This window comes from Sphingomonas sp. DC4900 (assembly GCF_049896485.1).
Taxonomy (GTDB): Bacteria; Pseudomonadota; Alphaproteobacteria; order Sphingomonadales; family Sphingomonadaceae; genus Sphingomonas; species Sphingomonas aquatilis.
This window is the reverse complement of record NZ_JAFCUK010000006.1, coordinates 1-12,395: the sequence shown is the minus strand read 5'-3', so window position 1 is coordinate 12,395 and position 12,395 is coordinate 1. Positions and strand designations below refer to the sequence as shown.

Below are 12,395 nucleotides of genomic sequence, written 5' to 3'. Positions count from 1 at the left end.
TCAGCCGCATACGTCTTTGCGGTCGTGGGGGAAAAGCCGAACATGATCCGTCCGTCCGTGTCGCTACTGGCCGTAGCCGTCGCATCCGTCAGTCCCGTCGCCGTCCGTGCGCAGCAGGCGCAGACAGCCCCCGCCCCTGCGGACGACACGGCGGATGCCGCCGGGGAGCCCGCCGCCATCGTCGTCACCGGTGGCCGCACGCGTACCGCGGTGGAGCTGCCCGGCACCGAAATGCAGAAGATCCTGCCCGGCGTCAGCCCGCTCAAAGCAATCCAGACGCTGCCCGGCGTGCTGTACGTCACCGCCGACCCGTGGGGGAACAACGAACAGAACGCCCAGATCTTCATCCATGGCTTTGCCGGCAACCAGCTCGGCTATACGATGGACGGCATCCCGCTCGGCGATCAGAGCTACGGCAATTACAACGGCCTGTCGCCGCAGCGCGCGGTGATTTCGGAAAACGTCGGCCGCGTCGTCGTCGCGACCGGCGCGGGCGATCTGGCCACCGCGTCGAACAGCAATTTGGGCGGCACGGTCGAAACCTATTCGTCCAGCCCGCTGCCGACGCTCGGCATTCAGGCCGCGCAGACCGTCGGCAGCTACGACACGTCGCGCACCTTCGTGCGGATCGACACCGGCACCTTCGGCGGCGGCACCAACAGCGCCTATGTGTCGGGCGTCCGCCAGCGGGCCCGCGCCTGGGACTTCAACGGCATTCAGGGCGGCTGGCAGGCGAACGCCAAGTTCGTTCACGATGACAGCCTCGGCAAGCTGACGCTGTACTTCGACTATAACGACATGACGCAGCCGAACGAGGATTCGACGGTCTTCTTCAAGCCCTCGGCCGGCAAAACCGCCAGCGCGACGCAGCTCTACACGCCGTACACGAAGCCGTTCTTCTACCCGGACTTCAACGGCTATCGCACCAATTACCTCAGCGCGCTCGGCAACTCGCCCGCGGCGGAAGGCGGCAATTACCGCAATTATTACTCGGATGCGCAGCGCACCGATTACCTCGCCTACGGCCGGTACGAGGCACGCCTCGCCAAGAGCATCACGCTGACCAACACGGCCTATTACCATCACAATGACGGCGTCGGTGTCGTCGCGGGACCGCTTGGCCAGTCGATCACGACCGCGCAGGCCTATCTCGATCCGGCGTATGCGACCTTGCCCAGCAACTGCCGCTTCACCGCCAATACCAACGGTATCCTCCCGGCGACCTGCACCGCGCGCACCGATGCGCAGGCGGCGGCGGCCGGGGCCGCGCTGGTCGCCGCGACGGGCGGGTCGGGCCTGATCACCCGCACCACCGAATATCGCATCGATCGCTGGGGCGTCATCTCCGCGCTCGACCTCGATCTCGGCGCACACAAGGTCGAATTGGGCGGCTGGTTCGAACACAATAGCACGACGCAGTGGCGTCGTTGGTATGGCGTCGACGTCAACACGCCGGGCAACAGCACGCCCTACATCCGCCCGCTCTCGGTCGCGCAGCCGCTGTTCACGCAATATCAGGGCGATGCGAAGATCGAACAGCTGCAGCTGCACCTGCAGGACAGCTGGCAGGCGTTCGACCGTCTGCTGATCCAGGCGGGCTTCAAGACGAGCGCGCAATGGGCGACCGGCCGCTTCCCGGTGCAGCCGGTGGTCGGCTCGCTGTCCGGCTTGACCGGCAACCTGCCGCAGGGGCGGATCAATACGCTGCGCTGGTTCCTGCCCGCGGTCGGCGCGACCTATGACGTCAACGGCCACGAACAGCTCTATGCCAACGCGCAGAAGAACCTGCGGCAATACCAGGCCTATCTGGCGGGCGGCGGCGGCCCGTGGTTCACGGGCAGCCAGGCGGCGTTCGACGCCTTCGCGCAGAGCGGCCGGCCGGAAAGCAGCTGGACCTATGAAGCCGGCCTGCGCAGCAACCGCAGCTTCGGCGGCATCGGCTTCAGCGCGCAGGTCAATTACTATCACGTCGACTTCCAGGACCGGCTGCTGGCGATCTCGACCAATCCGGGCGGCATCGCCGGCGGTGCGATCACCGGCGGCACCTCGATCCTGGTCAACGTCGGCAACGTAAAGACCGATGGCGTCGACGCCGCCTTCACGCTGCGCTTCGGCCGCGTCCTGTCGCTGTACAATGCCGCGTCGTACAATCTGTCGAAGTACAAGCGCGACTATACCTCGACCGCCAGCGGCATCGGCGCGGCGACGGACACCTGCATCGGCGGCTATCTGGTCAGCGGCGGCATCGTGCCGACCTGCGGCAAGCAGCTGCCCGGCATCCCCAAATGGATGAACAAGTCGGTCGCGACCCTCTCGCTCGACCCGATCGAGGTGCAAGTTATCGGCGATTATGTCGGCGCGCGCTACGCGACGTTCAGCAACGATGCGAAGGTGCCCTCCTACTTCCTCACCTCGCTGCGTGTCGCGGCGCGGGTGCCGGAGGGCGTTATCCCGCTGCGCAAGGCGGAGCTGGCGCTCAACGTCACCAACCTGTTCGACAAGAAGGGCATTTCGACCCTCGGCGTCGGATCGGCGACGAACAATTACTCGGGCTTCCCGATCCCGCCGCGCCAGTGGTTCCTGACGCTGTCGGCCGCCTATTGAGGCGCCCCCCCAGCCACAAACACGCCGTCCTCAGCAGCGCCGATGCACCCATCGGCGCTGCCTTTCTATGGGCTGCATGTCCCACCAACCTGACATAACGATATAAAGATATCTTTATATCGCGCTTGACAAATGCCGCGCGATCCTGCCTAAGACGCGGGTCGAGGTTCCTCATCCCAGGCATGGCGATGGGGCTAAGACGGGAAGCCGGTGATGCCCCCTGCGGGCAAAATCCGGCGCTGCCCCCGCAACTGTAAGCGGCGAGCGGCGGTTCCATTTCGTGTCACTGGGCGCTGCACCCGCGCCCGGGAAGGCCGGAACCACCGCGTTGACCCGTGAGCCAGGAGACCTGCCTCCGACGCCATAACGTTCCTCGGACGGGGGTTCCTCCGGTGGATCGCGCTTGACGCGGACGGTCCACGGCGCACGCCATCCGGGCCTCGCTCACGCCTTGCGCGCTCTTCCATGCCCCTGTTCGTCAACAGCAGGTGAGTCATGACGAATAGCGGCTTTACGTTCACCATAAGCAGCATCCCGTTCGACGAGGACTATCGCCCCGCCGACACCACGCGCATCACCACCAATTTCGCCAACCTGGCACGCGGGGAGAGCCGCCGGGACAATCTGCGCAACACGCTGGTGATGATCGACCGGCGCTTCAATTCGCTGATGCACTGGGACAATCCGACGGGTGACCGCTACACCGTGGCGCTGGATATCGTGTCGGCCGCGCTGCGCATCGGCCCCGATGCGCAGGATGAGGCGTTTCCGCTGATCGAAATCCTGCACACGCGCGTCACCGACACGCGCAGCGGCGCGTGCATCGCCGGCATGGTCGGCAACAATTTCTCGTCCTACATCCGCGATTACGACTTCAGCGTCGTGCTGCCCGATCACCTGCGCCAGTCGGGCAACACCGGTGCGCCCGCTCAGTTCGGCGACCTGCACGGCAATCTCTTCAAGCATTTCCTGTCGTCGGACGCCTATCGCGAGCAATTCGACAAGCCGCCGGTCATCTGCCTCAGCGTGTCCAGCAAGCAGGTCTATCACCGGACGACCAACGTCCACCCCATCCTGGGGGTGGAATATGCGGCCGACACGCGTTCGCCCACCGATCTGTACTTTGCGAAGATGGGGATGACGGCGCGCTACTTCATGCCGCCGCACAGCGTCGCGCCGCTCGCCTTCTACCATATCGGCGATCTGGTCGACGGCTACACCAACCTCGAACTCGCCAGCACGATCAGCGTGATGGAGACCTTCCAGAAAATCTATCGCCCCGAAATCTACAACGCCAATTCGGCGGCCGCGGCCCGCTATCAGCCCAGCCTGGACGAGCAGGATTATTCGCTGACCCGCATCGTCTACGATCGCGAAGAGCGCAGCCGCCTCGCCGTCGAGCAGGGCCGATTTGCCGAAGCCCATCTCATCAAACCGCATGGCCCCGCGCTGCAGCGCTGGTCCGCAACCTGCGGCCTGTGATCGCCCCGAACGCGAAGGTATCCTGATCATGACGACACTTCTGCCGACGACCACCGCGGGCAGCCTGCCCAAACCCGCCTGGCTCGCCCAACCCGAAACGCTCTGGTCGCCGTGGCGACTGGAGGGCGACGACCTGACCACGGGCAAGCAGGACGCGCTGCGCCTTGCGGTCGACGACCAGCGACAGGCGGGGATCGACATCGTCGGCGACGGCGAGCAGACGCGCCAGCATTTCGTCACCACCTATATCGAACATCTGGACGGCGTCGATTTCGAACAGCGCGAGACGGTACGCATCCGCAACCGCTACGACGCCAGCGTTCCGACCGTCGTCGGTGCGGTGTCGCGCCCCGCGCCGGTCTTCGTCGACGATGCCCGCTTCCTGCGCGCTCAGACCCGCCAGCCGATCAAATGGACGCTGCCCGGGCCGATGACGATGATCGATACGCTCTACGACGCACATTATCGCAGCCGCGAGAAGCTGGCCTGGGAATTCGCGTGCATCCTCAACGAGGAAGCCCGCGAGCTGGAAGCGGTCGGCGTCGATATCATCCAGTTCGACGAACCTGCGTTCAACGTCTTCTTCGACGAAGCGAATGATTGGGGCATCGCCACGCTGGAACGCGCCGCACAGGGGCTGAAGGCGAAAACCGCCGTCCACATCTGCTATGGCTACGGCATCAAGGCGAACACCGATTGGAAGAAGACGCTCGGGTCCGAATGGCGGCAATATGAGCAGACCTTCCCCAATCTGCAGGCCTCGACGATCGATATCGTCTCATTGGAATGCCAGAATTCGCGCGTGCCCATGGACCTGATCGAGCTCATCCGCGGCAAGACGGTGATGGTCGGCGCGATCGACGTCGCGACGGATCGCGTGGAAACGCCCGAAGAGGTCGCAGACACGCTGCGCAACGCGCTGCGCTTCGTCGATGCGGACAAGCTCTACCCCGCCACGAATTGCGGCATGGCCCCCCTCGCGCGCAGTGTCGCCCAGGGCAAGCTGCACGCGCTGGCGGCAGGCGCCGCGATCGTCCGCGCGGAAGTGTCGGCCTGATCGTCCGGCACCGGGCTGACGGCGTCCGTCAGCCCAGTCCCTGCGACATCGCCCATTGCCGGAACAGCTCCGGCCACGCCGCCGCCGGCTTTCCGGCCGCGCGGCGCAGGCCGAAGCCGTGGCCGCCTTTCGCAAACAAATGCGTTTCCACGGAGACGCCCGCCGCCTTCAGCGCCGCGCGCATCGCCAGCGTGTTGTCGACGGCCACCGCGTCGTCGTCTTCGGCATGGACCAGGAAACAGGGCGGCGTATCGCGACGGACGTTCGCGGCCGGACTGTGCGCCGCCTCCAGTGCGGGCGAGGGATCGGGCCCGAGCAGGTGCGTCCGCGACCCCGCATGCGCCAGCGGCGGCGTCATCGACTGGACGGCATAGAGGAGCGCGGCGAGGTCGGGCCGTGCGGACAGCCGGTCGGCCGCATCGACCGGCGCATAGGTCGACCGGGCGAAGCGCGTCGCCAGGTCGCCGCACACGTGGCCCCCCGCCGAAAAGCCCATCGCCGCGACGCGATCCGGGCGGATGCCATAGGTATCGGCCCGCGCGCGGATCAGGCGCATCGCGCGCTGCGCGTCGGACAGCGCGACATCTGGGCCTGCCGCCCACCCCTCGCCCGGCAGGCGATAGAACAGGACGAAGACCGTATAGCCTCGATCCGCGAGCCAGCGGCCGATCTCATAGCCTTCCTTGTCTACGACGACCCAGCGATAGCCGCCGCCGGGCATCACCAGCACCGCGCTGCCATTCGGCACCCGGGGCCGGAAGACGACGAGCCGCGGCCGGGTGATGCCGTACATCGCGCGGTCGCGAAGCGTCGGATCCGTGCTGCGCTCGTCGATCACCTCTTTGGGCGGCGTCGCGGGCATACCGGGGGCGCCGCCCGGCCATAGCAGGATGGTTTCGGACGGATCGGCGGGGACCGCCCCCGCCGCGGGGCTGCGCGCGCGCGTCGATGCCGCCATGCCAGCCGCCGCAAGCGTTCCGAGCAATGCCTGACGACGATCGATGCCAGCCACCCGCCTATCCTCCAAAAAAGGCGTGCGCCGGCCGTCATGACCGACGCACCCGCGCATTCACATCTTGAAGCGCGCCCCGATCAGCACCGTTCGACCGAAGTGATTGTACTCATAGTTCCGGTTGGCATCGAGGTCGGTGTAGCGATCGCGATACTCGTCGGTCAGGTTGGTGCCCTCGAGCGAAAGTTCGACGTTCGGAGTAAGCTTGTAGCGGACCGAGGCATCGACGTTGATTGTCGAATTATAGCCTTCGAAGATGTTGCCGGTGCCGCTGTTGGCATCGATATACGGCCCACGATAGCTGATCGACCCGCGTGCCGAGAACTTGGCATCCTCATAGTAGAGCGTGCCGTTATACTGCCGCTTTGACAGACCGAACAAGGTCGCGTTGCGCGTCGAGCTGACGAGCGGCCCGAACGAGCAGGCCGCCGCCGGCGTGGCTCCCGGCACGCAGGCCGACACCGCCGGACCCTGTACCAGATAGTTCGCGCTTGAATCGACGAAGGTCGCGTTGGCGAGCACGCCGAAATTCTTGAGGAAGCCCGGCAGGAACTTGAACGTCGCCTGCAGCGCGATCTCCGCGCCCTTCAGCGAGGCGCCCGTGCCGTTCACCGTGGTGGTGATCGTCCAGATCGGCTGTGCTTGCTGCGCCGGGTTGAGCGCCGCGGGCGAAGACGCCGCGAGCACCGAGGTTGGCAGGCCGGTCGAGGTGAAGGTCGCGTTGGTGATCGACTGCGAGACCGGGAAGCTTTCGACGTTTTTCTTAAACAGCGCCACCGACAGGATCGACTGCGGCGCGAAATACCACTCCGCTGCGAGGTCGTAGGCGGCGGCACGGAACGGATTGAGCTGCGGATTGCCGAACGACACGCGATAGTTGAAGCCGTCCGCCGAACCGCCGGGCGTCAGGTTGCCGAGCGTCGGGCGCGTCATCACCTTGGCGGCGGAGGCGCGCAGGATCAGCTTCTCGGTCGGGAACAGCGCGAGGTTCACCGCCGGCAGCCAGTCGTCATAGTCGCGCTTCACCGTCACGACCGCACCCGAGTTGATGCCCGTCGATCCCTGGGCGGTGTGCGCGTAGCGCATGCCCGCGTTGAGCGCGTAGCGGAGGCCGGCGAGTTCGCCCTTCGCATCGACCTGAAAATAGCCCCCGCTCACCTCTTCGGTCACGCTGCGGTTGTCACCGACGACCAGCGTCGGCGTACGGCTGTAGAGCTTGGTGTAGGCGGTGGCGGCATCGAGGTTGGGAACCAGCCATTGCGTCGTCGTGCCCGACGGCTGGCCCGCATTGCCGAGCGTGAACAGCTCGCTGAGTGCGGGCGTAACCTGATAGCCGTAGACGGCGTTGGGACCGAACGCGCTGGTCGGCGAACAGGTGATGGTGCCCAGCACCAGGTCCGTTCCGCCATTGCCGCAGATCGCCGTGTCGCGCTGGAACGAGACGCTGTCGAAATCGAAACGACGGTACATGCCGCCGAGCTTCAGCGTATAGCCTTCGGCGACGTCCCATTCGGTCCGCAGCTGCGCGGTGCGGAACTTATTGGTGACGGTGGACGGGCGATCGCGGATTTCGGCGAGCTGGAAGTTCGCCGGATCGGTGACGCTCGTGCCGAAGCTGAGCAGCGGCGTGCGGCTGTTGGTGTAATCGAACTTGTAGCCCTGCGCGTCGCGATCGTCGAACACGACGGTGGTTTCCACCGGAATGTCGGCGGTCGACTTCGAGAAGCCGCCAAGCACCGTGAAGCGGAACGTGTCCGTCACGTCCTGATCCCAGCTGCCGCCGAGCTGGTAGAATTCCGTTTCCGATTGACGCTTGTAGTGCTCGGTCCGCACCCACGCGTCGTTGAGCGTGCCGGAGACGAGGTTGTTCTTCGAATCGTACACGGGATTGATGAGGTCGATCGAACGCTCGTTAGAGCGCAGCAGCACCTCCGCCCATTTCTCCTCGCGCGTTTCCTTAAAGCGCGAATAAAGGCCATCGATCGAGACCTTGGTTGCCTCCGACGGCGCCCATTGAATGCTGCCGGTCACCCCCAGACGCTCGCGACCGTGGAATACTTCGCCATAGCGCGGGATGCGCGGGTGGAAGGCGAGCGCCGCCTGGTCGCACGCTGCGCTGGAGCGGTAGAAGCCCCCCGCATTGGCGACCGGAGTCGTGCCGGTGTTGCTGTTGTAGAAGCACGGCGTGCCGTTGACCGAATCGAACCGCGCCTGCGCCCAGCGCACCGTGTTGTTGCCGAGTTCGAGATTGTCGGTCTTCTGATACGCCGCCGATACCGACGCGCCGAACGTGCCGTCGGGCGATTTGTACGACAGCAGCCCGGCAAGGCGCGGCCGCGTGTTCTTGCTTAGATCGTTGTAGCTCGCCTGCGCCGACAGCACGCCGGTGAAGCCCGTCTTGCCGCCCAGCGGGTTACCGGTGTTGAGGTCGACGACCGCACCGAGCGAACCTTCGTCGAGGCTCGCCTCGGCGGTCTTGTGGACGACGATCGAGTTAAACAGCTCCGAGGCGAAGACGTTGAAGTCGAAGGCGCGGTCGCGGTTGGCGTTGGCACCGTCGGTCGAGGTTGCGACGGTCTCCATGCCGTTGACGCGCACGCGGGTGAACTGCGCACCGAGGCCGCGAACGGTGATCGCCCGGCCTTCGCCCGCATCGCGCTGGATCGAGATGCCGGGGATGCGCTGCAGCGATTCGGCAAGGTTCTGGTCGGGGAACTTCGCGATGTCTTCGGCGACGATCGCATCGACCGCGGCGACCGACTGGCGCTTCACGTTGAGCGCGGCGTCGAGGCTGCGGCGGAAACCGGTCACGACGATATCGGGCGCGGTCGCATCGCCATCCTGCTGCGGTGCGGTCACCGCCGCGCCGTCCGCGGCCTGCGGTGTCGCTTCCGTCGTCGTCGGCACGACGGCGGTCTGGGCGGGGGACGGATCGGTGTGGGTCGGCGTTCCCGGCGACGCGGTGGCCGGGATCTGCGCCGCCTGCGCCAGCGCGGCGCCCGGCATCGCCAGCGCCAGAATCAGCGCGCCCGCCGAAATCCCGCGCAGCTGCCCTGCGCGCACCGTCTTCCGTATCGCAACACCGTTCGCCATCTTGCTCTCCCCTGCGGCGAAACCGCACTGACACCGGTTACGGACACGAACGGTGCGACCGGAACCGAATTCATGATGAGGAGGGCCTTTTGCCGCGGATTTTCCGCGCGCCGTGTCGATCCTCCCCGGACATCGCAGGTCTTCGCCTGCTGATCCATGTCGTGTGTGCGTCCTGTGGTAACCGGTGTCAACAGCCTTTTTGGCTGATGCCTGTTAGTCTTGCGCCGATGTGGCGCGGTCGCCTCAGGTGCCGGGCTGGATGTAGGGCACGCGCGCGAACAGCTCGCGCTGCCAGCGGCGGGGATCGTTCTCGACGCGCGATTCGGCATCGAAGATCATCGTCGCGCGGCGACCCAGGTCATAGGCCGGCCAAGGCGCCAGGCCGGCGCGATTGGGCGTGCCGGTCCGCGCGAAGGTGACGAAGCGCTCCTGCATCGCCGCACTCGCCGCACGGGCGTCGGCGGCCAGCCCCGTCTGCGATCCGGTCGCCCCCAACGTGCCGAACACCAGCGGGATATCCATCGTATGGAAAGCACCCCGACGCGGATCGGTCCGCGAGGTGAAATCGACCTGGTAGACGAACCCCGGCACCCCCGCCGCCGCCCGCGCCTCGGCCTCGATCACCTGCCCGCGCCAGCTGCGCCCCGCGGTCGTCGCATCGTAGAAGACCTGCGTCGGCGACCAGGTCGGAAAATGCGCACGATATTGCGCGACGACCCATTCGGGCAGGATGTCGATCTTCAGCTCGGGCGCCATCCGGTCGGCGAGATTGTCCCAGCTCAGCCCGCGTACCGTTGGCGAATCGGGCGACAGGAAGCCGCGCGTTTCGTCATGGACGTTGCCGAGCATCATCGGGATGACGTTGCCGATCGGATTGGCGTCGGGCCAGAACGGGTGGCGGGTAAGCCAGTGCATGTCGAGCACCGGCCCGAAATAGAGCCCGCCGCCCAGGATCGGATCGCGCGTGTCGAGCGCCTCCACCAGGCGCTGCGTCGGCACCGCCAGCACCGCCGACAGGTCGCGCTCGGGCACGCGCAGCGCGGCCAGATAGGCGCGGGCGCGCTCGGTCGCATGCAGCGGCCCCGATGCGGTCACCTGCTGTCCGCTCATCGTCGCGGCGCGGTGGAACAGACCGCGTGCGGCGGGCATGCCCATCAGCGTCGCGATCTTCGCGCCGCCACCCGACTGGCCGAAGACCATCACCCGCCCCGGATCGCCCCCGAAGGCGGCGATATTGTCGCGCACCCATTGCAGCGCCAGGATCAGGTCGAGCTGCCCGGCATTCCCGCTATCGGCAAAGCGCGGGTCGAACCGCGCGAGGTAGAGATAGCCCAGCGCGTTGAGGCGGTGGTTGACGGTCACGACCACCACATCGCCGCGCGCCGCCAGCGCCTGCCCGTCGTTGAGCGGATCGGTGACGCTGCCGTTCGAATAGGCCCCGCCGTGGATGTAGAGCATCACCGGCTTGCGCGCTCGGGGATCGGCCTCTGCGGTCCAGATGTTGAGAAACAGGCAGTCTTCGTCCTGCGGGCCATAGGGGCCGCGCTGCGGACAGACTGGGCCGAAGGCATCCGCCGCGACGGTCCGGCCCGGCGCCGCGAAGGCGATCGGGGCGCGAAACCGCGGCGCGGTGCCGTAGCGGATGCCGCGAAAGGCACGCACCCCGCCGTCGCGCGTGCCGATGAAATTGCCTACGCGCGTGCGAACCGCGCCCGGCGGCGCGGCCCCGGCCGCCGCGCTCGCGAGCAGAGCGGCGCCCCCGCCGATCGCCGCGCGCCGCGTCCAGCCCTCAGCGCCGGACATCGAGCCCGCCGGCCAGATAGGCGTCGAGATCGGCCTGGCGGAACAGCGCGGCGTCCCCGGGCAGCGAGTGTTTGAGCGCGGCCAGTGCCAGTCCCGTGCGCGCGGCGTCAGCGATCCCCGCGCCCGTCTCCAGCGCGTGCAGCACGCCGGCGGCAAAGGCGTCGCCGCCGCCGATCCGGTCGACGATGCCGGCAAGCACCACCGTCTCGGTCTGCGCCGTGTCGTCGCGCGTGTCGATGCGCGCCGACAGGTGATGCAGGTCGACATGCTCGACCTCGCGCGCGGTCGATGCGATCGTCTGCAGGCGCGGGAAGGCGGCAAAGGCCGCCTCGCTCGCGGCGCGGCGACGATCTTCGCCCTCACCCGCAAAATCGTCCCGGCCCAGCAGCAGCGCGATGTCGCGATGGTTGCCGAACATCAGGTCGGCGTGCGCGACGATGCCCGACAGGATCGCGCGCGGATCGCCGTCCCAGCGCGCCCACAATTTGCCGCGCCAATTGCCGTCGAACGAAATCGCGATGCCGCGTGCCGACGCCGCCTCGACCGCGGCAAGCGCGCTCTGCGCCGGGACCGGGCCGAGCGCAGGGGTGATGCCCGACAGATGCAACCGGGTGACACCGGCGAGCAGCCTGTCCCAGTCCCAATCCGCCGCCGACGCCTCGGCAAAGGCAGAGCCGGCGCGGTCGTACAGCACTTCGGTCGCCCGCAGACCCGCGCCCGACGTGACGAAATACAGCCCCATCCGGTCGCCGCCGCACGCGATGCCGGACGTATCGACGCCATGCCCGCGCAGGGTGGCGATCGCGGCGCGGCCCAGATCATTGTCCGGCACCCGGCTGGCGAACCGCACGTCGTGTCCCAGCCGCGCGAGCTGGGTCGCGACATTGGCCTCCGCCCCCGCGACCCAGACGTCGAGCCGCGGCGTCTGCATCAACAGCTCGCGCCCCGGTGGCGACAGGCGCAGCATGATCTCCCCGAAGGCGAGCAGCCGGCTCATCGCGCCAGCCACCCGCCATCGACGGCGAGGATATGGCCCTGGACGTACGCCGCCGCATCGGAGGCGAGGAACACCGCCGCGCCGCCGAGGTCGGCGGCATCGCCCCAGCGGCCCGCCGGGATGCGATCGAGGATCGCGGCGTTGCGCGCTTCGTCGGCTTGCAGCGCGGCGGTGTTGTTGGTCGCGATATAGCCCGGTGCGATCGCGTTCACGCTCAGCCCATGCTTCGCCCATTCGTTGGCGAGCAGCTTGGTGAGGCCGCCGATCCCCGACTTCGACGCGGTATAGCTCGGCACGCGGATGCCGCCCTGGAAGGTCAGCATCGAGGCGATGTTGATGATCCGCCC

Annotated in this window: 8 protein-coding genes and 1 riboswitch; of the genes, 3 read left to right on the top strand and 5 right to left on the bottom strand. The window is 67.1% G+C overall.

From position 1 onward, the window contains the following. The first annotated feature begins 42 nt into the window (after positions 1–42). The 3 genes from ACP690_RS08800 (at position 43) to ACP690_RS08790 (ending at position 5,143) form a co-directional block, all read left to right on the top strand. Positions 43–2,604: a TonB-dependent receptor gene (locus ACP690_RS08800; RefSeq protein ID WP_426260847.1), complete on the top strand. Its 2,562-nt coding sequence runs from the start codon at positions 43–45 to the stop codon at positions 2,602–2,604. A gap of 147 nt (positions 2,605–2,751) precedes the next feature. Continuing rightward, positions 2,752–2,975, top strand: a riboswitch (cobalamin riboswitch). A 124-nt stretch (positions 2,976–3,099) separates the two neighbouring features. Then, positions 3,100–4,086: a putative oxygenase MesX gene (locus tag ACP690_RS08795; protein ID WP_017979811.1), complete on the top strand. Its 987-nt coding sequence runs from the start codon at positions 3,100–3,102 to the stop codon at positions 4,084–4,086. A gap of 28 nt (positions 4,087–4,114) precedes the next feature. Then, positions 4,115–5,143 carry a methionine synthase gene (locus ACP690_RS08790; protein ID WP_426260846.1) on the top strand — a complete coding sequence of 343 codons (1,029 nt, stop codon included), beginning with the start codon at positions 4,115–4,117 and terminating at the stop codon, positions 5,141–5,143. A gap of 28 nt (positions 5,144–5,171) precedes the next feature. Here the strand turns inward: ACP690_RS08790 and ACP690_RS08785 are convergent, their stop codons facing one another. From ACP690_RS08785 to ACP690_RS08765, 5 genes are all read right to left on the bottom strand, one after another. After that, entirely contained in the window at positions 5,172–6,101 is a 930-nt protein-coding gene (locus ACP690_RS08785) for an alpha/beta hydrolase (RefSeq protein ID WP_426260957.1), read from the bottom strand. A gap of 111 nt (positions 6,102–6,212) precedes the next feature. Further along, positions 6,213–9,248: a TonB-dependent receptor gene (locus ACP690_RS08780; protein WP_426260845.1), complete on the bottom strand. Its 3,036-nt coding sequence runs from the start codon at positions 9,246–9,248 to the stop codon at positions 6,213–6,215. A gap of 243 nt (positions 9,249–9,491) precedes the next feature. Next, positions 9,492–11,051, bottom strand: a complete 1,560-nt coding sequence (locus ACP690_RS08775) for a carboxylesterase/lipase family protein (protein WP_426260844.1) — start codon at positions 11,049–11,051, stop codon at positions 9,492–9,494. Further along, positions 11,038–12,048, bottom strand: a complete 1,011-nt coding sequence (locus tag ACP690_RS08770; RefSeq protein WP_426260843.1) for a sugar kinase — start codon at positions 12,046–12,048, stop codon at positions 11,038–11,040. Before ACP690_RS08770 ends, ACP690_RS08775 begins: the two co-directional genes overlap by 14 nt. Next, positions 12,045–12,395: SDR family oxidoreductase (locus ACP690_RS08765; protein WP_426260306.1), on the bottom strand; the 351-nt coding region annotated here is incomplete at its 5' end. The genes ACP690_RS08765 and ACP690_RS08770, both read right to left, overlap by 4 nt.

Bases quoted from the DNA above. Each gene is read 5' to 3' on its own strand.
- ACP690_RS08785 (WP_426260957.1), bottom strand. From the start codon at position 6,101: ATGGCGGCATCGACGCGCGCGCGCAGCCCCGCGGCGGGGGCGGTCCCC.
- ACP690_RS08790 (WP_426260846.1), top strand. From the start codon at position 4,115: ATGACGACACTTCTGCCGACGACCACCGCGGGCAGCCTGCCCAAACCC.
- ACP690_RS08795 (WP_017979811.1), top strand. From the start codon at position 3,100: ATGACGAATAGCGGCTTTACGTTCACCATAAGCAGCATCCCGTTCGAC.
- ACP690_RS08775 (WP_426260844.1), bottom strand. From the start codon at position 11,051: ATGTCCGGCGCTGAGGGCTGGACGCGGCGCGCGGCGATCGGCGGGGGC.
- ACP690_RS08800 (WP_426260847.1), top strand. From the start codon at position 43: ATGATCCGTCCGTCCGTGTCGCTACTGGCCGTAGCCGTCGCATCCGTC.
- ACP690_RS08770 (WP_426260843.1), bottom strand. From the start codon at position 12,048: ATGAGCCGGCTGCTCGCCTTCGGGGAGATCATGCTGCGCCTGTCGCCA.
- ACP690_RS08780 (WP_426260845.1), bottom strand. From the start codon at position 9,248: ATGGCGAACGGTGTTGCGATACGGAAGACGGTGCGCGCAGGGCAGCTG.